Source organism: Niveibacterium microcysteis, assembly GCF_017161445.1.
Lineage (GTDB): Bacteria > Pseudomonadota > Gammaproteobacteria > Burkholderiales > Rhodocyclaceae > Niveibacterium > Niveibacterium microcysteis.
Genome location: NZ_CP071060.1, coordinates 509,810 through 531,327, shown reverse-complemented (window position 1 = coordinate 531,327; position 21,518 = coordinate 509,810). Strand labels below are relative to the sequence as shown.

At 64.5% G+C, this 21,518-nt stretch carries 19 protein-coding genes; 14 read left to right on the top strand and 5 right to left on the bottom strand.

The genetic code is table 11. The features are described from left to right. The first annotated feature begins 54 nt into the window (after window positions 1-54). From JY500_RS02480 to JY500_RS02455, 6 genes are all read left to right on the top strand, one after another. The gene (locus tag JY500_RS02480; RefSeq protein ID WP_206254961.1) at window positions 55-540 is read left to right on the top strand and encodes a YbaK/EbsC family protein; all 486 of its coding nucleotides are present in this window, start codon (window positions 55-57) and stop codon (window positions 538-540) included. Between the two features lie 18 nt (window positions 541-558). Then, on the top strand, window positions 559-954 hold the full coding sequence (locus tag JY500_RS02475; RefSeq protein WP_343073402.1) for a methylglyoxal synthase: 396 nt from the start codon (window positions 559-561) through the stop codon (window positions 952-954). Between the two features lie 125 nt (window positions 955-1,079). Beyond that, a complete protein-coding gene (locus JY500_RS02470) occupies window positions 1,080-1,652 on the top strand; it encodes a hypothetical protein (protein ID WP_206254959.1) in 573 nt (190 codons plus the stop codon). Window positions 1,653-2,520: 868 nt separating this feature from the next. Further along, window positions 2,521-5,907 carry a hybrid sensor histidine kinase/response regulator gene (locus JY500_RS02465; protein WP_246479754.1) on the top strand — a complete coding sequence of 1,129 codons (3,387 nt, stop codon included), beginning with the start codon at window positions 2,521-2,523 and terminating at the stop codon, window positions 5,905-5,907. Then, complete coding sequence (locus JY500_RS02460) at window positions 5,894-6,832, top strand: response regulator transcription factor (protein ID WP_206254957.1); 939 nt, start codon at window positions 5,894-5,896, stop codon at window positions 6,830-6,832. The genes JY500_RS02465 and JY500_RS02460 overlap by 14 nt, the downstream gene beginning before the upstream one ends. Window positions 6,833-7,007: 175 nt before the next feature. Beyond that, window positions 7,008-7,172 carry a hypothetical protein gene (locus JY500_RS02455; protein WP_172201220.1) on the top strand — a complete coding sequence of 55 codons (165 nt, stop codon included), beginning with the start codon at window positions 7,008-7,010 and terminating at the stop codon, window positions 7,170-7,172. A 65-nt stretch (window positions 7,173-7,237) separates the two neighbouring features. On the opposite strand, the gene JY500_RS02450 is transcribed toward JY500_RS02455, so the two are convergent. Further along, on the bottom strand, window positions 7,238-7,474 hold the full coding sequence (locus tag JY500_RS02450) for a hypothetical protein (RefSeq protein ID WP_206254956.1): 237 nt from the start codon (window positions 7,472-7,474) through the stop codon (window positions 7,238-7,240). Window positions 7,475-7,585: 111 nt separating this feature from the next. Beyond that, on the bottom strand, window positions 7,586-8,449 hold the full coding sequence (gene nudC, locus JY500_RS02445) for an NAD(+) diphosphatase (RefSeq protein WP_206254955.1): 864 nt from the start codon (window positions 8,447-8,449) through the stop codon (window positions 7,586-7,588). A gap of 212 nt (window positions 8,450-8,661) precedes the next feature. Here nudC and urtA point away from each other — a divergent pair, with 212 nt between their 5' ends. The 6 genes from urtA (at window position 8,662) to urtE (ending at window position 15,122) form a co-directional block, all read left to right on the top strand. After that, window positions 8,662-9,933, top strand: a complete 1,272-nt coding sequence (gene urtA, locus JY500_RS02440) for an urea ABC transporter substrate-binding protein (protein ID WP_206254954.1) — start codon at window positions 8,662-8,664, stop codon at window positions 9,931-9,933. A gap of 104 nt (window positions 9,934-10,037) precedes the next feature. Beyond that, entirely contained in the window at window positions 10,038-11,639 is a 1,602-nt protein-coding gene (gene urtB, locus JY500_RS02435) for an urea ABC transporter permease subunit UrtB (protein WP_206254953.1), read from the top strand. A gap of 145 nt (window positions 11,640-11,784) precedes the next feature. Continuing rightward, window positions 11,785-12,996 (top strand): urea ABC transporter permease subunit UrtC, encoded by a 1,212-nt coding sequence (urtC, locus tag JY500_RS02430; RefSeq protein ID WP_206254952.1) that lies wholly within the window; start codon window positions 11,785-11,787, stop codon window positions 12,994-12,996. Window positions 12,997-13,070: 74 nt separating this feature from the next. After that, on the top strand, window positions 13,071-13,835 hold the full coding sequence (gene urtD / locus JY500_RS02425; RefSeq protein WP_338086726.1) for an urea ABC transporter ATP-binding protein UrtD: 765 nt from the start codon (window positions 13,071-13,073) through the stop codon (window positions 13,833-13,835). 62 nt (window positions 13,836-13,897) lie between these two features. Beyond that, the gene (locus JY500_RS02420; RefSeq protein ID WP_206254951.1) at window positions 13,898-14,350 is read left to right on the top strand and encodes a hypothetical protein; all 453 of its coding nucleotides are present in this window, start codon (window positions 13,898-13,900) and stop codon (window positions 14,348-14,350) included. Window positions 14,351-14,429: 79 nt separating this feature from the next. Further along, complete coding sequence (gene urtE / locus JY500_RS02415; RefSeq protein WP_172201236.1) at window positions 14,430-15,122, top strand: urea ABC transporter ATP-binding subunit UrtE; 693 nt, start codon at window positions 14,430-14,432, stop codon at window positions 15,120-15,122. Window positions 15,123-15,169: 47 nt separating this feature from the next. Here the strand turns inward: urtE and JY500_RS02410 are convergent, their stop codons facing one another. The 3 genes from JY500_RS02410 to JY500_RS02400 are packed head-to-tail and all read right to left on the bottom strand — an operon-like array spanning window position 15,170 to window position 18,716. After that, window positions 15,170-15,379 (bottom strand): hypothetical protein, encoded by a 210-nt coding sequence (locus JY500_RS02410; protein WP_206254950.1) that lies wholly within the window; start codon window positions 15,377-15,379, stop codon window positions 15,170-15,172. Continuing rightward, window positions 15,376-16,527: a PepSY-associated TM helix domain-containing protein gene (locus tag JY500_RS02405; RefSeq protein WP_206254949.1), complete on the bottom strand. Its 1,152-nt coding sequence runs from the start codon at window positions 16,525-16,527 to the stop codon at window positions 15,376-15,378. The genes JY500_RS02410 and JY500_RS02405 overlap by 4 nt, the downstream gene beginning before the upstream one ends. Before the next feature lie 5 nt (window positions 16,528-16,532). Next, a complete protein-coding gene (locus tag JY500_RS02400) occupies window positions 16,533-18,716 on the bottom strand; it encodes a TonB-dependent siderophore receptor (RefSeq protein ID WP_206254948.1) in 2,184 nt (727 codons plus the stop codon). A 463-nt stretch (window positions 18,717-19,179) separates the two neighbouring features. Here JY500_RS02400 and JY500_RS02395 point away from each other — a divergent pair, with 463 nt between their 5' ends. Both JY500_RS02395 and queF read left to right on the top strand, forming a co-directional pair. Next, window positions 19,180-19,716 (top strand): ester cyclase, encoded by a 537-nt coding sequence (locus JY500_RS02395; RefSeq protein ID WP_206254947.1) that lies wholly within the window; start codon window positions 19,180-19,182, stop codon window positions 19,714-19,716. Between the two features lie 836 nt (window positions 19,717-20,552). Beyond that, window positions 20,553-21,395 carry an NADPH-dependent 7-cyano-7-deazaguanine reductase QueF gene (queF, locus tag JY500_RS02390; RefSeq protein ID WP_206254946.1) on the top strand — a complete coding sequence of 281 codons (843 nt, stop codon included), beginning with the start codon at window positions 20,553-20,555 and terminating at the stop codon, window positions 21,393-21,395. Window positions 21,396-21,518 lie beyond the last annotated feature (123 nt).

The window sequence follows — 21,518 nt, the reverse complement described above, 5'->3', positions numbered from 1 at the left end:
GACGCGTGGCCCTTTTTGATTCCGGATACGGCCGGACTCTTTTCCGCCGCAACGATGAAACCCGCCAGCCACCCCACCGCCCTGCGCACCCAGCAACTGCTGCACGACACAGGGCTCGACGTAAAAGTCGTCGAGTTCGACCAGCCCACCCGCACCTCGGCCGAAGCCGCCGCCGCGATTGGTTGCAGCGTCGCCGAGATCGCCAAGTCCATCGTCTTTCGCGGCGCCGATAGCGGGCAGGCCATCGTCGTGGTCGCCAGCGGCGACAACCGCGTCAGCGAAGAAAAGGTCGCCGCGCTGGTCGGCGAAAAGCTCAAACGTGCCGACGCCGATTTCGTACGCAGCGCCACCGGCTATGCCATCGGCGGCGTCGCACCCTTGGGCCACGCGCAGCCGGTGCGCCTGCTGCTCGACACTGATCTGCAACGCTTCACTACGGTCTGGGCGGCTGCCGGCACGCCCTTCTCCGTCTTCCCCCTCGCCCCCGCTCAGCTCGCCACCCTCACCGGCGCAGCGTGGAGCGATGTTCGTGCCGGCTGACCGACCCACAAATAAGAAATGAGACAACGCGTAATGAAAACAGTCGCCCTGATTGCCCACGATGGCAAAAAAGACCAGATGGTCGCCTTCGCAAAGACCCACCGCGACCGCCTGGAACGCTGCAAGCTGATGGGCACCGGCACCACCAGCAAACGCATCCGTGAAGAAACCGGCCTGCCCGTACACGGCCTGCTCAGCGGGCCCCTCGGCGGTGACCAGCAGATCGGCGCGATGGTCGCCGAAGGCCGCATCGACCTCGTCATCTTCCTGCGCGACCCGCTCACCGCACAGCCGCACGAACCAGACATCGCCGCGCTGATGCGGGTGTGTGATGTGCATGATGTGCCGCTGGCGACGTGCCTCAACAGCGCGCACCTTTTGACGGTGGCGATTCTTTTGGATGAGGTGGTTTGACGCGCTAGCGCAAAAACGGACCGACGCGGCCCGCATCTGAAGGCGGGCCCGCAGCGCTGCGTGTTGCCCTCACACCTCAGCGGATCGTTACCACTCAAGCGCCTTCGCCCACGCTGCCGGGACCGATGAACGAAACGATTGCGGAGAAATCCGATGCGCAGCCGAACCTCCGAAATCGCAGAGGTTCAACTTGCGCCGCGCGTCTTGTCGCTGTTGCGATCGCAGTAGCCGGCGTGCTTTGGTTTGGTGTGCTTCGATGGCTGCCAACCAGAACAGCTCCGCCCTTCGCCGAACTGACTGTAATCCGTGGGCGTGTTGTTGTAGACCGCTGTTTTTTTGGCGGTCGAAACCCCGTTAATGCGTGCTACCGGTTGGAAGCCGATGGCAAACGCGCTGCGCCGTACGTCTCGAAATATCTCGTTGATCGGAACCTCGGTCGAAGAATTGACGTTGCCGCCGCGCCCACGGGAACCATGTGGATAGATCCGGCAGTTACGAACACAGATCCGCGCAGTAGCGTCTATCAGCTAGCCATCGAGGGTGTCGTCGTTCCGGATATGTCCTACGACGAAATTGTGGGGCGTATTCGGGCCTTGGAATTGTGGGGACGGATTGTCGATCTGGCACTTGGATCTCTTGTTGGTCTGCTCGCAATTGCTGCAACGATTACGTTCTTTAAGTCCCGTAGGGTGAGCTGAGCACGGCGAAGCCCAACGTTTCGGCTACCGATAGGTCGTGTCGCATTGCCACGGTTTGTCCGTTCAAGCCGGGTCCCGCCCCGGCGGGCGTGTTACTTCTTTTGCTTCGCCAAAAGAAGTAACCAAGAAAAGACGACCCGGCGTTCGCGGTCAGGCACTACGTGCCTGACTCCCCTGCGTTGCTCGCACGACCGGGGGCCTGCGGAACTCGCCCTCGCTGCGCTCGGAGCTCAAACAGTCCTCGGCCTTCTTCCCGGTCGCGCTCCGCTACTCGGCGCTCTCGACGGGACCCAAAGTCAAAACCATCGGCGACGCGACGCGTGTAAGTTGCTCGAAGGCTAAACGGAGCGGAATCCTGGGCGGGCGAGTTCGGATACTCAACTGCCCTTCCCGGATTCCGGCCTGCGGCCTGCATCCGGGCTACGAAAGCCCTGCCGCGGTCGCACGCCGACGCTTTTTCCTCCCCCTCTGAAACGCCGAGCAGCGCAGAAGCATCGGGGTCCGACGCGCGTAGCGTGGCGGTGGCGAGCACTGTTCGAGCTCCGAGCGCAGCGAGGGCGAGTTCCGCAGCCACCCGATGCTTCGAGCAGCGCAGGGCACCGTGCGCGAAGCGCGCGGCGTTGAAGCGGGGCGACTTTCTTTGGGTACTTTCTTTGTTCGCACAAAGAAAGTACCCCGCCCGCCGGGGCGGGACCCGGCTTCAGCGGGAAGGCCATTGCAACTGAGCCACCCCAACCGGAAGCCCCAGTGTTGCGCCTGACAAAGCGCACACCCCAAAGATCGCACCCGGCGCGCCGCTTGCTAGTCCCCCCAAGCCATGCCGCCCGAAATCAAACAAGAAACTCCAAACCCAGCCCCGGTCCAGCGGGTGATCAAGATCCGCCGCGACTACAACAGCTGGGTCGCGCGCGAGACGATGGAGGACTACGCGCTGCGCTTCACGCCGCGCAGCTTCCGCCGCTGGAGCGAGCTGCGGGTCGCGAACACGGCCTTCGGCGTGGCGTCCTTTCTGGTGCTCGAAGCGGTCGGCGCCACCATGTTGGTGCAGGCAGGCTTCATCAATGCACTGTTTGCGATCATCGCGACCGGGTTGATCATCTTCCTCGCCGGCTTGCCGATCAGTTTTTACGCGGCCCGCTACGGGCTGGACATGGATCTGCTCACGCGTGGTGCAGGCTTCGGCTACATCGGTTCGACGATCACCTCGCTGATCTACGCCTCTTTCACTTTCATCTTCTTCGCGCTCGAAGCGGCGATCATGGCCTACGCGCTGGAGATGGCCTTCGGCATTCCACCAGCCTGGGGCTATGTGCTCTGTGCGCTGGTCGTGATTCCCCTTGTTACGCATGGCGTCACCACCATCAGCCGGCTGCAGACGCTGACCCAGCCGCTTTGGTTGCTGATGCTGGCGCTGCCCTTCGTCTTCGTGCTGTGGCAGGAGCCGACGGTACTCGCCGGCCTCGCGAGCTATGCGGGCGCCGATGGCCATGGCGGCCGCTTCAGCGTGCCGTTGTTCGGCGCGGCGCTCACCGTGGGCATCGCGTTGATTACGCAGATGGGCGAGCAGGCGGACTACCTGCGCTTCATGCCGGAGCGCACCGCCGCCAACGGCAAGCGCTGGCTTGCCGGCGTGATCGTCGGCGGCCCCGGCTGGGTGGTGCTGGGCGTGGCGAAGATGCTAGGCGGCGCGCTGCTCGCGTGGCTGGCGCTGCGCAACGCGGTGCCGGCCGACAAGGCGGTGGACCCGAACCAGATGTACCTGATCGGCTTCTCGCATGTGTTCGGCGCACCGGGCTGGGCGCTGTGGGCAACGGTGCTGTTCGTCGTGATATCGCAGTTGAAGATCAACGTCACCAACGCCTACGCCGGCTCGCTCGCGTGGTCCAACTTCTTCGCGCGGTTGACGCACAGCCACCCCGGCCGCGTGGTGTGGATGGTGTTCAACACGCTGATCGCGCTGATGCTGATGGAGCTGAATGTCTTTCAGGCGCTCGGGCAGGTGTTGGGGCTGTACTCGAATATCGCAATCAGCTGGATGATGGCGGTTGTGGCGGATCTGGTGATCAACAAGCCGCTGGGCTTGTCGCCGCGCGGTATCGAGTTCAAGCGCAGCCACCTGTACGACATCAACCCGGTCGGCGTCGGCAGCATGGCGATCGCCTCGGCTTTGAGCATTTCGGCCTGGATCGGTTTGCTCGGCCCCGCCTTGCAGCCCTTCGCATCCTTCATTGCCATCGGCACAGCGCTGGTGTGCTCGCCGCTGATCGCGTGGGCGACCGGCGGCAAGTACTACCTCGCACGCAAGGCCGAAGTACGCAGCAACGGCGCGCATCGCTGCTGCATCTGCGACCGCGAGTACGAATCGGACGACACCGCCCACTGCCCCGCCTATCAGGGGCCGATCTGCTCGCTGTGCTGTTCGCTCGATGCGCGCTGCAACGACCTGTGCAAGCCGCATGCGCGGCTCTCGTCGCAGTGGAACGGCGTGCTGCGCAGCCTGTTGCCGCGCGCCGCACTGCCGTATGTGGAAACCGGCCTCGGGCATTACCTGCTGTTGATGGCCGGCATCGTGCCCTTTCTCGCGCTACTGATGGGCCTGCTCTACTACCACGAGTGGGTCGTCGTCGGCAGTCAGCATGCTGCGCTGCTGCCGCACTTGCAGCAGAGTTTCATCAAGGCCTTTTCCGCCCTGTTACTGGTAAGCGGCGTGGTGGCGTGGTGGATGGTGCTGACGCACAAGAGTCGACAGGTTGCGCAGGAGGAATCCAACCGCCAGACCGCCGCGCTAATGCAGGAGATTGCCTCGCACCAACGCACCGACGAGCAACTTCAGAAAGCGCGGCAGGTGGCGGAACAGGCGAACCTCGCGAAGAGCCGCCACATCACCGCGATCAGCCACGAGTTGCGCACACCGCTCAACAGCATCCTCGGCTACGCGCAGATTCTGGACGGCGACGAATCGATTCCAGCGCACCGAAGGCAGGCCGTTTCGGTAATCCGACGTAGCGGCGACCATCTGCTGTCGCTGATCGAAGGCACGCTGGATCTCGCGCGTATCGAGGGCGGCAAGCTCACGCTCGACATCCGCCCGCTCGACTTCCCCGACTTCATCGCGCAGATCGTCGGCATGTTCGAACTGCAAGCGCGCAACAAGGGCCTCGCCTTCCACTTCGAACAACTCGGCGAGTTGCCACCGGTGGTGCGGGCGGACGAGAAGCGGCTGCGCCAGATCCTCATCAACCTGCTCGGCAACGCGGTGAAGTTCACGCAGCGCGGCGAGGTGCGCTTCCGCCTGCGATACCAGCGCGAAATGGCGCTTTGCGAAATCATCGACAGCGGCCCGGGCATTGCGGCCGACGAAATCGAGCACATCTTCGAGCCCTTCGCGCGCGGCAGCGCGGCGAGCCAGGGTGGCGCCGGCGGCACCGGGCTCGGCTTGACGATTACCCGCATGCTGACCGACCTGATGGGCGGCGAACTCTCGGTGCGCAGCACGCCCGGCACCGGCAGCACCTTTCTCGTCCGGCTGTTCGTGCCACAGGTGCATGGCCTGCAGGCGGTGCGTGCGCGGTCCGACAAACTGCGCATCGGCTATGTTGGCGTGCGACGGCGAATCCTGATCGTCGACAACGAGCGCGTGGACCGCGAGCTGCTCCGCAGCATTCTCGCCCCACTCGGCTTCGATCTCGCCGAAGCGGCCAGTGGCTACGAATGCCTGGAGCGTGTGCCCGACTTCAAACCGCACCTGATCTTCATGGACCTCGCGATGCCCGGCATCGATGGTTGGGAAACGCTACGTCGCCTGCGCATGCAAGGCTGCGACGCCACGCTGGCGGTGCTCTCGGCGAATGCCTTTGACCGCGGACTGGACAACGACGTTGGTTTGCCGGCCGAGGACTTCCTCGTCAAGCCGCTGCGGGTCGAGCATCTGCTCGACTGGATCGGTCACAAGCTCGCGCTTGAATGGGTCAGCGCAGAACCGCCCGCAAGCCAATCGCCACCCACATCACCGCGCCCGGCAAGCCTCTGCTATCCCGACGAGACCGCGCTGACCACGCTGGAATCCGCGATCACGCTCGGTTACCTGCGCGGCATCCTTGATACGCTCGCAGCGCTCGAAGGGCAGGATGCGCGTTACCTCGAATTCGTCCGCGTCATGCGCGGACTCGCACGACAGTTCCAGTTCGAACCCATGCAAGAGATCATTCGCAAAGCGCGCAGCGCACAGCACGGAGACGCCCATGCCGAGCAGTGAGCGCCCCGGCGTCGTGCTGATCGTCGACGATCTGCCGGAAAACCTCTCGTTGCTGCACGACGCGCTCGACGAGGCGGGCTACACCGTGCTGGTCGCAACCAACGGCCACGATGCGCTGATGCGGGCGCGGCAGAGCCTGCCGGACGTAATCCTGCTCGACGCATTGATGCCCGGCATCGACGGCTTTGAAACCGCACGGCGCCTGAAGGCGGACTTCGCGACTCAGTCGATCCCGATCGTGTTCATGACCGGGCTGACGGAAACCGAGCATGTTGTCGCCGCCTTTTCGGCCGGCGGCGCCGACTACGTGACCAAGCCGATCCGCCCGCAGGAAGTGCTCGCGCGCATCGCCGCGCACATGCAGAACGCACGCCAGATGCGCCAGGCGCGCAGTGCGCTCGATGCCTTCGGGCAGGCAACCGTAGCGGTGCGTTCGGCCGACGGCAAGCTGGTCTGGCAGACGCCGCTCGCACGCGAACTGCTGCACGCCCACTTCGGCACCGAGCGCGACGAAACACCACCGCGCCTGCTCGAATGGATTTCCGCAGCGGAAGCCGCGCGCCGCGACGGACGCGAACCCAGCACCCTGCTGATCGCAAACGGATCACGCAGATTGCTGGCGACCTTTCACGATCAGACCGGCGACGAGGAATGGCTGGTCGTGCTGCGCGAGGAGAACGACGCCTCCGCGATCGAGGCATTGATCGCCACTTTCCGTCTGACCACGCGGGAGGCGGAAGTGCTCTACTGGGTCACCCAGGGCAAGACCAGTCCCGATATCGGCCAGATCCTCGGAAGCAGCCCACGCACCGTCAACAAACACCTGGAGCATGTGTTCGAGAAGCTCGGCGTCGAAACCCGCACTGCGGCGGCCGCGCTCGCAATGAATCGCCTGCGTGGCTCGCAACGCGGCCCGGCCACCTGACCAGGCGGAGTGGCTGACGCGTTACAGACGCTTGCAAGCGTAACGGAGCATCGAGGGCCGATTCGGGTCAGACTTTCAACGCTCGCCCTGCCTGCGATACCGGCGGAGCAAGCGGCGTGGGCGCCCGCCCGCGCGCACTGGATGTGAGTCCATTGCTGCAGAAGGAGGAATCACGATGCCTGCAATCCGTTCGATCCTCAGCACCCTTCTTGTCGCCGCGCTTTGCCTGCTCCAGGGCTGCGCATTTGCCGTTGGCGCCGCAGCAGGTGGCGCCGCCGGGTACATGCTCAAGGAAAAGGGATACACCGTTCAATCCCCGGTGACACACGAGCACCGCTAAGCGCGACGCATCAAAAGACAAAGCCCCGGGCTAGCCGGGGCTCACTTGCCAGTCGCGCAGGGCGGTTACTTGGCGGGCTTGGCTTCAGGCGTTGCTGCGGGCTTTGCTTCAGTCTTCGCTGCCGGGGTTGCGACCGGCGCCTGCTTCGCACTGTGTTTCGTCTTCTTCACCGCCTTGGTCGTCTTCGCTTCGGCAGCCGGCTTGGCTTGCGGTGCGGACTGCGTCGCGGCCGGCGTCGCGTCGGCGGCAAACACACCAGCAGCAAAGGTCAGGGCGCTCAGGGTCAGGATCAGCTTTTTCATGGTCAGGCTCCTTGTGTTCGGGTTAAGTGCCTTCTCGCTGAAGGCATGGCTGCATTCTGCGAGCACGATCCTTAAGCCCGAATGAGCCCGGATTAAGCCGGACTTAAGCCTTCAACCCGCGCCATAGACCGAGAGCGCCGGATGGTCGGGCGCCACTTCTGCGATCGTGGCGTTGATCAGCCTGCGCGCGATCGTGATCTGGTGCGGCAACGGTGGCAGCGCGTCGATGTGGAACCACGCGGCATCGAGAATTTCGGCGGGGTCGGCGACGATTTCGCCGCTCGCCCAATCCGCCACGAACGCAATCATCAGCGAATGCGGGAAGGGCCAGCACTGGCTGCCGAAGTAGCGCAGGTTCTTCACGCGCAGGCCCACTTCCTCGAAGACCTCGCGGTGCAGGCAATCCTCGACCGATTCGGAAGGCTCGACGAAGCCGGCGAGCGCGCTGTAGATCACGCCGGGAAACCGCGCGCCGTGTGCAAGTAACAACTCGCGCCCGTTCGGCCCATCGCGCTTGATCAGCGCCATCATCGCCGGCGCGAGGCGCGGGTAAGCGACCTGCCCGCAAGCCGGGCAACGCCTTGCCCGCCCTTCGTCAAACAGCTCGTTGGCATGGCCGCAAGCACCGCAGAAACGATGGCTACGCGCGAAATCCAGCAACTGCTGCGCCCGCCCGGCCACCGCCAGCAGCGCTTCTGGCAGCCGGTTGAACAACTGCCGCAAGGGCACCGCCTCCAGCCCTTCGGGAAGCTCCGCATCGCTCAGTTCGGCCATGTGGCAGGCACGGCCATCGAGCACGCCGACCGAGTGCAACACACCGATCGGCAGATCACGGTAAGCGGCATCAGGCAGACGCGCACCATCGCCATCGCGCAACACGACCAGCGCGCCTTGCAGGAAGAGGAAACGGTGCGCCGACGCGTCTTCGATGTCGGCAGGCGCCCAACCGGGCTGAAAGTCGATAGGGAGTTGCATCGCGTGGATTCCGTTCGGGGGACGACAGCATAACGCGCCCACGCCGCCGAGTTCGCTGATGCTTCACGAGCGCCACGGCCAGTGCTTGCCAAACGAGGCTAACACCCCACCTACGCAATCTGACGTATTCCTCGATCCGGGCGCCGGCCCTAATGTGGCACCGCAGCATCCCACTGACCCCGTGACCCCAACTGATTCGAGGAAGAGCGTCCATGAGCACCCGTCGCAATTTCGTGAAAATGACTGCAATGTCCGCCGCGCTCGCCGTGTGCGGCTTCACTTCGCTGGCCGCGCAAGCCGCCGACACGATCAAGGTCGGCATCCTGCATTCGCTGTCCGGCACGATGGCCATCTCCGAAACGGCGCTGAAGGAAACCGCGCTGATGGCGATTGAGGAGATCAACGCCAAGGGCGGCGTGCTGGGCAAGAAACTCGAACCGGTGGTGGTCGACCCGGCCTCGAACTGGCCGCTTTTCGCCGAGAAAGCGCGCCAGCTGCTGTCGAAGGACAAGGTCGCGGTGACCTTCGGTTGCTGGACCTCGGTGTCGCGCAAATCGGTGCTGCCGGTCTACAAGGAACTCAACGGCCTCTTGTTCTACCCGGTGCAATACGAGGGTGAAGAACTCGAGAAGAACGTGTTCTACACCGGCGCCGCGCCCAACCAGCAGGCGATCCCGGCGGTGGAATACCTGATGAGCAAGGACGGCGGCGAGGCCAAGCGCTTCGTACTGCTGGGTACAGACTATGTGTACCCGCGCACCACCAACAAGATCCTGCGCGCCTTCCTGAAGAGCAAGGGCGTCGCCGATGCGGACATCATGGAGGAGTACACCCCCTTCGGTCACTCCGACTACCAGACCATCATCGCCAAGATCAAGAAGTTCGCCTCCGAGGGCAAGAAGACCGCCGTCGTGTCGACGATCAACGGCGACTCCAACGTGCCCTTCTACAAGGAACTCGGCAACGCCGGCCTGAAGGCGACCGATGTGCCGGTCGTAGCCTTCTCGGTGGGTGAAGAAGAGCTGCGTGGCGTCGATACCAAGCCGCTGGTCGGCCACCTCGCCGCGTGGAACTACTTCCAGTCGATCAAGAACCCGACCAACGCCGCCTTCATCAAGGCTTACCAGGGCTGGGCGAAGAAGAACAACCTGCCGAAGGCCGACACCGTCGTGACCAACGACCCGATGGAAGCCACCTACATCGGCATCTACATGTGGAAGCAGGCGGTCGAGAAGGCGAAGAGCACCGATGTCGACAAGGTCATCGCCACGATGGGCGGGCAGAAGTTCAAGGCACCGTCTGGCTTCGAGGTCGAGATGGACCCGAAGAACCACCACCTGCACAAGCCGGTGTTCATCGGCGAAGTGAAGGCGGACGGCCAGTTCAACGTGGTGTGGAAGACCAAGGGCCCGATCAAGGCCCAGCCGTGGAGCCCGTACATCCCCGGCAACGACAAGAAGAAGGACGAGCCGGACAGCAAGTAAGCCCGGCACGCACCTGAACGCTGCACCGCGCCGCGGTGCAGCCCTCCCGGCCGGCGCGCCCTCGGGCATGTCGGCCGGCACCACGAACACGGAACGGCCTTCCCATGGTCAGACTCCTCTTTCTGCTTGCGCTGCTCGCCCGCCTCGCCTGGTCGCCGGCCTGCGCAGCGCTTGACCCCGCCCAGCTCGCACGCCTCGGTGCAGACGACTCTGACGAGAAGATTGCCGCGATCGCCGCCCTCGCCAGCGCCGACCCCGAAGCGGTGCTGCCCGTCTTCAAGGCGCTGTCGGAAGACGCGCTGTTCGTCGCCGGTGACAAGCTGGTGCGCCTCGACGGTGAAACCTACATCGATGTCGCGACCGGCAAAGCGCTGGCCGCGCCACCGGACAATGCCGAAGCGGTCAGCATCAACAACCGCGTGCGTCGCACGCTGGACGCCGCACTCGCCGGCCTGCGCCTGTTCGCCAGCGAGCGCGAGGTGCGCCTTACCGCCGCCAAGGACGTGAGCGCCAACGCAAGCGCCGAGATCCTGCCGCTGCTCGACAAGGCCCTCGCGAAAGAGGCCGATCCGCAAATCAAGCAGCTGCTCGTGTTGGCACAAGCCAAGGCAAGCCTCGGTTCGCCCGACGCCGCTGCGCGCCTCAAGGCGGTCAAGTCACTCGCCGACAGCGCCGACCCGGCCGTGCGCCAACTACTCGCCGCAATGCTCGACAAGAGCAGCGGCAGTTACGCCGAGCCCGACGAAGCGGTGCGCATTGCCGCCGTCGCCTCACTCACGCAGATCGAACGCCGCATCGCGGTGGGCGAAAACCTCGGCCGCATCTTCACCGGCATCTCGCTCGGCTCGATCCTGCTGCTCGCCGCGCTGGGGCTCGCGATCACCTACGGCGTGATGGGCGTGATCAACATGGCGCATGGCGAGCTGCTGATGGTGGGCGCCTACACCACCTGGGTGGTGCAAGGCCTGTTCCGCAGCTATGCCCCGCAGTGGCTTGATGCCTACGTGCTGGCCGCGATCCCGCTTGCTTTCGTGGTTGCGGCGCTGGTCGGCGTGGCGATGGAACGGCTTGTGATCCGCCACCTCTACGGCCGCCCGCTGGAAACCCTGCTCGCTACCTGGGGCCTGTCGCTGGTGCTGATCCAGGCCGCGCGCGTGATCTTCGGGCCACAGAACCAGGAAGTCGCCAACCCCACCTGGATGAGTGGCGGCATCGAGCTCTATGCCGGCGCCATGCTGCCGCTCAACCGCATCGCGATCATCGGCTTCGCACTGTTCGTGCTGCTGATCGTGTGGCTGATGATGCAGAAGACGCGGCTCGGCATGTTCGTGCGCGCCGTGACGCAGAACCGCCCCATGGCCGGCTGCGTCGGCGTGCCGACACGGCGCATCGACACACTGGCTTTCGCGATTGGCTCCGGCATCGCCGGCCTCGGCGGCGTCGCGCTGTCGCAGATCGCCAACGTCGGGCCCGACATGGGTCAGGGCTACATCGTCGATTCCTTCCTCGTCGTCGTGCTCGGCGGCGTCGGTCAGCTCGCCGGAGCAGTGTGGGCGGCACTGGGGCTGGGCATCGTCACGAAGTTCCTCGAAGGCTGGGCCGGCGCGGTGATCGCGAAGATCCTCGTGCTGCTCTTCATCATTGTGTTCATCCAGAAGCGTCCGCAGGGGCTGTTTGCCCTTAAGGGCCGCTTCGTCGAGAACTGATCCGGCCCATGAATAGCCCTGCTGCGCAACCCAATCCTGGCCCTGCGATGCTCGCCGTACTCGCGGTACGGCTGTGCTTCTCGAACCAGCCTTGGGCTGCTCACAACGGACTCTTCACGAGCCTCGCGCCATGAAAGAACCAAGCATGAGAACGCCCATCTCGCTTCGACTTCTCACCGCCATGCCACGCAGCGGCTGGATCGCGCTGGCGCTGTTCGCCCTCGTCGCCTGGGTGCTGGTGCCGGTCGCGCACCTCGCGCTGCCCGAGGGTCACCCGCTGCATGTGTCGGACTACTTCGTGACGCTGACCGGCAAGGTGCTGTGCTACGCGGTCGTCGCGGTGGCGATGGACCTGATCTGGGGCTACGCGGGCATCCTGTCGCTCGGCCACGGTCTGTTCTTCGCGCTCGGCGGCTACGCCTTCGGCATGTACTTGATGCGCCAGATCGGGCGCGACGGCAGTTACCACGCCGACCTGCCGGACTTCATGGTCTTCCTCGACTGGAAGGAACTGCCCTGGTACTGGGTCGGCAGCGACAGCTTCCTCTGGGCGCTGGTGCTGGTGCTCGTGGTGCCGGCCGCGATTGCGTGGGTATTCGGCTACTTCGCCTTCCGCTCGCGCATCAAGGGCGTGTATTTCTCGATCATCACGCAAGCGCTCACCTACGCCGCGATGCTGCTGTTCTTCCGCAACGAAACCGGCTTCGGCGGCAACAACGGCTTCACCGACTTCAAACGCATCCTCGGCTACTCGATCACCGCGCCGGAGACACGGCTGGTGCTCTTCGGCCTCTCGGCGCTGTTGCTGATGTGCACGCTGCTGCTCGGCCGCTACCTCGTCACCTCGAAGTTCGGCCGCGTGCTCGCCGCGATCCGCGATGCCGAGTCGCGCGTGATGTTCATCGGATACAACCCGCTGCACTACAAGCTCTTCATCTGGACCCTCTCGGCCGTGCTGTGCGCGCTGGCCGGTGCGCTATACGTACCGCAGGTGGGCATCATCAACCCGGGTGAGATGAGCCCGGCGAACTCGATCGAAATCGCGATCTGGGCTGCGGTCGGTGGCCGCGGCACGCTGATCGGCCCGGTGCTCGGCGCCTTCACCGTGAGCCTCGCGAAGAGCTGGTTCACCGTGAGCTTCCCTGAATACTGGCTGTTCTTCCTCGGGCTGCTGTTCATCCTCGTCACGCTCTACCTGCCGGAAGGCCTGGTCGGTCTGTGGCGGCGCATTCGCAGCACACGCGATACGACACCCGCCGCACCCAAGGCCGTCGCGAAAGCCGCACACGCCCCGGCGAGCACCTCCACCCACAGCACCCCGCCCGACGCTGCCGCCGCTGAAGGAGCATCCGCATGAAAGTGGGCACCCTCGAACACGCCGATCCGACCCAGCGCGAACAATGGGAAGACGGCGCGCCGACCGGCCGCGTGATGACGCCCGGCGAGCTGGATCTCTCGCACAAGGTCATCCTCTACCTTGAAGACATCACCGTCAGCTTCGATGGCTTCCGCGCCCTCAACGCGCTGACGCTGACGATCGACGCCGGCGAGCTGCGCTGCATCATCGGCCCCAACGGCGCCGGCAAGACCACCATGATGGACGTGATCACCGGCAAGACGCGCCCCGACGCCGGCCGCGCCTTCTTCGGCCAGACGATGGATCTGACGCGCATGCGCGAGCCGGAGATCGCGCACGCCGGCATCGGCCGCAAGTTCCAGAAGCCGACCATCTTCGAGCAACACACGGTGTTCGAGAACCTCGAACTCGCGATGAAGACCGACAAGCGTGTGTGGCGCAGCCTGCTCGCGCAACTGACTGGCGAGCAGCGCGACCGCGTCGCGGAAACGCTCAAGCGCATCCGCCTCACCAGCGAGGCCGACCGCCCCGCCGGCCTGCTGTCACACGGCCAGAAGCAGTGGCTGGAGATCGGCATGCTGCTGATGCAGGAGCCGCGCCTGCTGCTGCTCGACGAACCGGTGGCCGGCATGACCGACGAGGAAACCGAACGCACTGCGGAACTCTTCGTCTCGCTCGCCGGCGAGCACTCGCTGATGGTGGTCGAGCACGACATGGCCTTCGTCAAGGCGCTGGGCGGCAAGGTCACCGTGCTGCACGAAGGTAGCGTGCTGGCCGAGGGCGACCTCGAAACCGTACAGAACGACCCACGCGTGATCGAGGTCTATCTTGGCCGCTGATCGCGCGGCGCACCGCGTGCCCCCCTCTGCCGCTCCGGCGCGCGGCCTGCTACGCTACGCGCATGGTTACCGGCACCGGCAAGTTCGATTACTTCCTCTGGCGTACTTCGCTGAAGTGGCAGGACGCGGTCGCCGCCGCGACGGCGGTGATCGAGCGCTGGAACACGCTGACGCCATTCGTGATGACAACGGACAAGCGCGACGCGGTGTGGATCGTGCGCCACGGTTCCACCGCGGCCCCCTTCTTCCAGTTGCGCGAGGATTCACTGCGCGGCTCGGTGCCACGCGTCGGAGATCCGCTCGGCGCGCTACTGCTGCTCTGCCTGGTGCGGGTTCACGGCGACAAGTTCCGGCTCACCTTTACCGACGGGCAGCCGATCGATGCGGCAAAACTCGACCCAAGCGAACTCGCGTCGCTGTTGCCGCATGCCAAGCACGATGTCTTCCGCAAGCTGCTGATTGCCGGCAGCGAGTTGCCGCCGCCGGCTTCGCCGACAACACCCCCGGCCGCCTGACCGCAGCATTCCACAACGCCTCCCGGCGGCGCGACGCGCACGCCGGCGCACGCCCTCGCCCGTATTGCGGAGCCTGACCATGCTCACCGTATCCAACCTCAACCAGTACTACGGCGGCAGCCACATCCTGCGCGACCTCTCCTTCGAGGTCCCGACCGGCAAGGTAACCACCCTGCTCGGCCGCAACGGCGTCGGCAAGACCACGCTACTGAAAACGCTGATGGGCCTGGTCCCAGCGAAAACGGGCACCGTGCGCTTCGGCGAAGCCGATCTCACGCGCAGCCCTTCGCATGCGCGGGTGCGCGCCGGCATCGGCTATGTGCCACAGGGCCGCGAGATCTTCCCGCGCCTGACGGTGGCCGAGAATCTGGAGATGGGCCTCGCGGTGAAGCCCGCCAGCGCGCAGGTGCCCGAGCGCATCTTCGAGATGTTCCCAGTCCTGCGGCAGATGATGAAGCGCCGCGGCGGTGACCTCTCAGGCGGGCAGCAGCAGCAACTCGCGATCGGTCGCGCATTGGCCGCGGGGCCGAAGCTGCTGATCCTTGACGAACCGACCGAAGGCATCCAGCCGTCCATCATTAAGGACATCGAACGCGCCATCCGCGCACTCGCCGAATCCGGCGAGATGGCGATCCTGCTGGTCGAGCAGTACTACGACTTCGCACGTTCGCTGGCCGACCAGTACATCGTGATGGAGCGCGGCGAGATCGTGATGCGTGGCGAAGGCAAGAACATGGACGCAGACGGCGTGCGCGAGCGCTTGTCGGTCTGAGCGCCGGGGCTTCAAAAGCACAGCGCCGGCTGGAAGCCGGCGCTGTTTCATTTTGTTGCGGTAGCAGGCGGTCGCCGCAGCCAGCCGAACCATACGCCAACCAAGGTCGGCCCCCACAGGCAGACGCCCGCGACCTGGTCGCCGAGGCCGCCATCGCTGAACAGCGCCGCCACCAGCCCGATACTCGTAAGCACCCCCAGCGCGATCGGCCAAGCCCAGATCGCGGCTGCACTCAGCGGTTCGCGTGGCAAGCTCATGCGCCCACCCCGTCCGCGGTCACAACCGAAGCCCGCCTGCCCGGCCGCGACGCTGCTCGCCGCTTGCGCAGCCACAGGTAGAGCCCGCTGCCGAGCACGAGGATGCTGGCGAGATCCAACACCGCCCAGACAATCTGCATCGGCCGCCCACCGTAGTCACCGAAGTGCAGCGGCTGTGACACCAGCAAGGCCGTCAGGTACCAGGGCAGCGCCGGCGCAGCCGTCACCTGCGCGGTCTTCGCATCCACTAGCACGGGCTGCAGCAGACGCGAGGTCAGCGGCGTATTGCCGCGCAGGAAGTAGGTGTGGTGGTGCGGGCTCGAATACGCGGTGCCGGGGAAGGCGACAAACGAGAGCTTCATGCCCGGCGCCTTTTTGAGCGCCGCATCCAGCCCCTGCTGCACCGAAGCGCGCTCGGCCAGCGGCACGGTCGGCTGGCCCGCGTAGGGCGCCAGCAGCGCCGAGAGCTGATCGTGCTGCCAGAACTTGATCAGCAAATCGGCCCAGGTGTTGATCATGCCGGTCGCACCAACGACGAACAGCCACACCAGCGTGACGATGCCGAGCAGGTTGTGCAGATCCAGCCATTTCACGCTGGCACGCCGCTCGCGCCGCACGCTGCCGAATTCGAGCTTGCGCATGAAGGGGCCGTAGAGCGCGACGCCGCTGACAATTGCAACGAGCAGCAGCAACCCCATCAGGCCGAGGAAGAGCTTGCCCGGCAGGCCGGCGAACAGGTCGACATGCAGCTTGAACATCACCCACATGAAGCCGCGATCGGCGCGCGGTTCGGCGAGCAACGCGCCGGTGCGGGCGTCGACCGCAACCGAGCGGTAGTCGTCGGTCGGCGCCGGGGTCGGCGTCATCGTGACGAACCAGATGTCCTCGCTGTCCTCCGGCTGCGAGGCGTACTGCGGCACCCGGTCCGGAAACTGCCCACGCGCGACTTCCAGCACCTTGTCCAGGCTCATCCGCGGCGTATCCGAAGGCATCGCCGGCGCCTCCACCTCGGTGCCGAGCAGGTGCCCGATCTCGTGGTGAAAGATCAGCGGTAGCCCGGTCAGGCACAAGAGCAGCATGAACACCGTGCAGATCAGGCTGCTCCAGGTATGCACCCAGGACCAGCGCTGAAGCGTCTTTGCGCGCATCGCGGTCAGAACCGGTAGGTGGCCGACAGCATCGCGTTGCGCGGCGCGCCGTAGGTGAATTGGCTATAGGCGTCGAACATGCCGTAGTAGGTTTTGTCGAACAGGTTGTTGACGTTCAACTGTGCCGACCACTGCTTGTTGATCTCGTAGCGTGCCATCAGGTTTACCAGCGCGTACGCCTTCTGGTCGATCTTTTCCGTCACGCCGAGCGGGTTGGCCGCGTAGGTGTAGGTCTCGCCCTGCCAGTTCACTCCGCCGCCCAGCGTCAGGCCTGCGAACGCCCCCGGCAGGCGGTAGCTGGTGAACAAGCGCAGCAACTTGCGCGGGTAGATCGTGTTGATGTCCGCGCCGTTCGCATCCTTGAGCTTGAACTGGGTGTAGCCCGCGCTGGCGCTCCAGCCCTTGGCCAGTTCGCCTGCGAGTTCCAGTTCGAAGCCCTTGCTGGTCGCGCCTTCGGACGCGCGGTACGCGGTCTCGGGCGGCGTCGTGCCGGCGATCATCTCGCCAGTGCTCTGCGCCAGGTTGTCCTGCTTGATCTGGAACAGCGCCGCCGAGGCATTGAGCCGGCCCTCGAAGAACTCGCCCTTCACCCCGATCTCGGTGCTCTTGCCGACAATCGGATCGAGGTACTGGCCGTTAACGTCACGCTTCTGCTGTGGCTGAAAGATGCTGGTGTAGCTCGCGTACAGCGAGGTGTTCGCGCTGAGATCGAAGACCACGCCCGCGTAGGGTGTCAGTTCGTGATCGAAATGCATCGCATACGGGGCACTGAATGCGTCGTCGCCGGAACGTTCGTACTTTGTCAGTCGCGAACCGAGGATCAGCTTGAGCGGGTCTGCAATGCTGAAGCTCGCTGCCGCGTACACCGCCTGCTGTGTCGTCGTGGCGTCGCCGTAGTAGGACAACGCACCCCACACCGGTTCAGGGAATGCACCGGTCCACGCGTTAAAGTCCGGCGCCGCGCCACCCGCCGCGGCGCGGCTGTCAGCATTGAAGTCCTGCTTGGAATACACATAACCGGCCGCCAGCTCATGGCGCCGCCCCAGCAGCTCGAACGGCCCGCCGACTTGAACGGTCGCGTCGTGCTGCTTCGTATGAACCTGGTAGGAACCGGGCCAGGTGTACATGCCTAGGCCGGTCGTGCGATCGGGTGCGCCGTACATGTAGAGCAGATACGAGTCCGCGGTGCGATCGCCAAGGCTGTAGCTGGCCTTGAGCGTCCAGTCATTGGCGAGGCGATGTTCAATCGACGCGAAGTAGTTCGTATACACCGAGTTCCAGCGTGTCCAGTCGGCCGCCGTCGTTTTTGATCGATCCCAGTCGGTACGGCTGCCATCGCTGTACCAGACCGGCAGACCGCCCCACATCGAACCCTTCGGGTCGTTCTCCTGGCGGCTGACGCCGACTGACAGCAGGGTACGGTCCGTCAAGTCCGCTTCTACGGTGGCGAACAGCGTCTTGCGGCGCTCGGTCAGGTTGTCGATCCAGCTATCGCTGCCTGCGTACTCGCCGACTGCGCGCGCCCGCACCGTCTTGGCGTCATTGACCGGCGTCGACACATCGACGGTCGTCCGCAGCTCGTTCCAGCTGCCGATACCCACTACTGCAGAACCCTTGAAGACCTTGCTGCTTGCACGCTTGCGTACCAGGTTCACCGCACCGGACGGATCGCCCGCACCGGTCGTGAGGCCGGTCGCACCACGCACCACTTCCACACGATCGTAGATCGCGAGGCTGCTCATCGCCTCGCCGGAACTCCACGCCTGATCCCAGGTGGTCGGCACGCCGTCGATCATCAACGCGTTGATGTCGAAGCCACGCGCGGTGAACTGCGCGCGGTGCGTCTCGTACTGGTTCACCGAAACGCCGGTCACGCTGTTGAGTACGTCGGTGATCGTCTGCAGCCCCTGATCTTCAATCTGCTGCTGTGTGACGACGGACACTGACTGAGGTGTGTCGCGCGGGGCGAGGCTCAAGGGCGTCGCGGTCCTGGCGCGGCCGGTCGTATACGACCCCGTGCCTTCCGTCGTTTCGCCCATCACCCCGGCACGCACCGCCACTTCGGGCAGTAGCGTCTCAGTGCCCGCATCCGCCGCGTGCGCCAAGGCTGGCAAGGCAAGCGCCACCATCGCCGAGATTGTTTTGAGTTTGCGCTTGCTCGAGTTTTCAGACGCGATCAGTCGGTGCACGCCGGATTCCTTTGTTTTCTGGATTGGTCGGTTCGCGGCCAGCTGAAAACATTGCGATCTGACGATGCAACGGGGGGGCGGCCGCATTCGCAAATGATAACGATTTGCATTTGCGAATGCAACGAACACCGTTTGATAGAAGGGCAATCAACGAATGCGGCAGCGGCCGAGTCGGTCAGCGCCCGGCTCTGGCACACAAGGCGGCACCCAAGCGTTTATCAAACCGCTTGCATCGTGATCACACGGTCCGTTCGTACATGCGAACGCATTGGCCACTCAAGAGGCGCGGGCGCCGAGTGCCGCTGCGGACATTGATGCGGCTGCGCGCTGTTCGCTCGCCCCAGGACGCCGAACCTTCAAACGCAGCAATAAAGTCATTCTACAAACCGAACGATTATCAAACTCGACGCACACATTGAGAATGCGCAACGGGTCATTCAGCCCATTTCAAGGAGCTCACCTCATGTGGAAAACACCCGCCATCGCCTTCGCGACGAGCCTCACCCTCTCGGTCAGCGGTCCAAGTGACGCTGCCGTAGCGAGCGACCAACCCGTCGCCCGACACATCGCAATAGCCGGCGATGAGGCCGCCGCCGCGCCGTTGATCGAAGCCGCGTTAACGTATGCAGCGTTCTGGAACAGCGGCGACGAATCGTTTGCGCGCCGAGCCCTCGCGAGCGGTTTCATCGACCGGACGCTGCCCGCCGGGCGCCCTCAGGGCCTGGCAGGCCCCCTGCAGGCGTCAAAGGCATTCCGCACAGCGGTACCAGACCTCAGCGCCGAGGTGGTAGACCTCGTCGTGGCTGGCGACCGGGTGAGTGTGCGATTGCACTTCCGGGGCCATTTCACCGGCCAGTTCGGCACTGTTCAGGGCGCTGGCCAAGCAGTGGATTTCGCCGCCTTCGATCTCTACCGCGTCGAAGACGGACGGATCGCTGAGAACTGGCACCTTGAGGACAACCTCACCTTGATGCAGCAACTCGGGCTGGTGAAGCACTGACGACCGAGGCGGCCGAACGAAGCGCGGATCGGCGTCGGTTTCGGCCTGCGGCCGACTTGATCAAACTTGCGATCAAGCGAATTCATTGTTCGATGTAAAAGCTTTTGTGTGATGCAACAAGGACTTGCGTAGAGTACGTCTCAGAGAACACGAGTTGAGACGACGAAGGAGAACGCAACATGATGATGCTTGCACTGACTGTTCCGATGGTGATCCTGGCTGCCTGGCCGAAGCGCGACGACATCGCCGAATTCATTGAAAAGCTGGATCAGGAAGACCGCGCGCAATAAGCGCCCCCGACCAAAGAGCGCCTCTTGAAAGGCGCTGCCGCATAAATGGAAAGCCCGCCGTTAGGCGGGCTTTCTTTTGGTTCCGTTCTTGAGGCAGCCGCCTCTCGGAACCGTGGTTTGCGCGCTGAGCGCGCGGGCGACTCAAGGTCGCCGGGGGCTGTGCCCCCACTGGCCCTCGAAGGGCCGTATGGTGAAGTGTTACGCCTTGACGTTGATCACTCGTCCGATAGTCTGTCCATTGAGATTCGTCGTCTGGGCGACCTGCTGGGCTTGCTGAGCCTGTTCCGGGCGCTCTTCTGCCCTTGCACGCTCCGCTTGCTGCGCCTGACGGGCAGAGGCGGCTTCCCTAGCCTGAGTAGCCTGCTGCGCATCGGGTGTCTGGACGACGCTCCCCGAAAGGGGACTTACCTCCATTGACCCTCCTTCGCTGAACCGACCGATACGAAGTCATCGGCCTGACTTCACTATAGGCACCCCAACGCACTTGTGCAGGGTACGACGTCCCTCGCAGTTATAAAAAATGTGACATCCCGTAAAATTGCGCCCGTGAGCACCGAACAAAACCCCAGCAACGCCCCGGAAGCCTCGCCGCTTGGCAAGGCGGTGGCCTATTGCGACCAGTACGCGCCCGAGCTGCTTTTCCCGATTCCGCGCAGCGGCAAGCGCGCCGAAATCGGTATCGGCACGGATCTGCCCTTCACCGGGCACGACCTCTGGAACGCCTACGAAATCTCGTGGCTGAATCCGCGCGGCAAGCCGGTTGTCGCGATCGGCACGCTGGCCGTGCCGGCAATCTCTCCGAACCTGATCGAATCCAAATCGCTGAAGCTGTACTTCAACAGCTTCAACCAGACGCGCTTCGAATCGGTGCAACGCGTTCAGGAGACGATCGCGCGCGACCTGTCTGCCGCCGCGGGCGCGCCAGTCGCGGTACACCTCGAAACGCTCGACCAGCGCCCCGGCCGCACCCTCGGTACGCCGGAGGGCGTGCTGCTCGATACGCTCGATATCGACATCGATACCTATGAACCGGCGCCGGAACTGCTCTCGGCGGCTGGCCCGGTGGTCGAGGAGACGCTGTACTCGCATCTGTTGAAATCCAACTGCCTCGTGACCGGACAGCCTGACTGGGGCATGGTGGTGATTCGCTACCGCGGCCCGGCGATCGACCGCGCCGGCCTGCTGCGCTACATCTGTTCCTTCCGCACGCACAACGAATTCCACGAGCAATGCGTGGAACGCATCTTCGTCGACATGACCCGCCAGTGTCGTCCGCTGCGGCTCGAAGTCTGGGCGCGGTACACACGCCGCGGCGGGCTGGACATCAACCCTTGGCGCGCCAGCGAGGCCATGCCCGGCCCGGGAAATCTGGGCGAAGTCCGGCAGTAGCGTCATCTTCGCACCGATCTGGTGCCTTCAAATTCGCCCGCCATTTTGCATGCGGCAATCTGGTGCATGGCAGCGCTTCGGCGGTGCGAATCGCTGCGCTCGCGCCTGAGATACCGACGAACC

Coding starts and splice junctions, on each gene's coding strand:
- JY500_RS02480 (WP_206254961.1), top strand. CDS start 55: ATGAAACCCGCCAGCCACCCCACCGCCCTGCGCACCCAGCAACTGCTG.
- JY500_RS02475 (WP_343073402.1), top strand. CDS start 559: ATGAGACAACGCGTAATGAAAACAGTCGCCCTGATTGCCCACGATGGC.
- JY500_RS02470 (WP_206254959.1), top strand. CDS start 1,080: ATGAACGAAACGATTGCGGAGAAATCCGATGCGCAGCCGAACCTCCGA.
- JY500_RS02460 (WP_206254957.1), top strand. CDS start 5,894: ATGCCGAGCAGTGAGCGCCCCGGCGTCGTGCTGATCGTCGACGATCTG.
- JY500_RS02455 (WP_172201220.1), top strand. CDS start 7,008: ATGCCTGCAATCCGTTCGATCCTCAGCACCCTTCTTGTCGCCGCGCTT.
- JY500_RS02450 (WP_206254956.1), bottom strand. CDS start 7,474: ATGAAAAAGCTGATCCTGACCCTGAGCGCCCTGACCTTTGCTGCTGGT.
- nudC (WP_206254955.1), bottom strand. CDS start 8,449: ATGCAACTCCCTATCGACTTTCAGCCCGGTTGGGCGCCTGCCGACATC.
- urtA (WP_206254954.1), top strand. CDS start 8,662: ATGAGCACCCGTCGCAATTTCGTGAAAATGACTGCAATGTCCGCCGCG.
- urtB (WP_206254953.1), top strand. CDS start 10,038: ATGGTCAGACTCCTCTTTCTGCTTGCGCTGCTCGCCCGCCTCGCCTGG.
- urtC (WP_206254952.1), top strand. CDS start 11,785: ATGAGAACGCCCATCTCGCTTCGACTTCTCACCGCCATGCCACGCAGC.
- urtD (WP_338086726.1), top strand. CDS start 13,071: ATGACGCCCGGCGAGCTGGATCTCTCGCACAAGGTCATCCTCTACCTT.
- JY500_RS02420 (WP_206254951.1), top strand. CDS start 13,898: ATGGTTACCGGCACCGGCAAGTTCGATTACTTCCTCTGGCGTACTTCG.
- urtE (WP_172201236.1), top strand. CDS start 14,430: ATGCTCACCGTATCCAACCTCAACCAGTACTACGGCGGCAGCCACATC.
- JY500_RS02410 (WP_206254950.1), bottom strand. CDS start 15,379: ATGAGCTTGCCACGCGAACCGCTGAGTGCAGCCGCGATCTGGGCTTGG.
- JY500_RS02405 (WP_206254949.1), bottom strand. CDS start 16,527: ATGCGCGCAAAGACGCTTCAGCGCTGGTCCTGGGTGCATACCTGGAGC.
- JY500_RS02395 (WP_206254947.1), top strand. CDS start 19,180: ATGTGGAAAACACCCGCCATCGCCTTCGCGACGAGCCTCACCCTCTCG.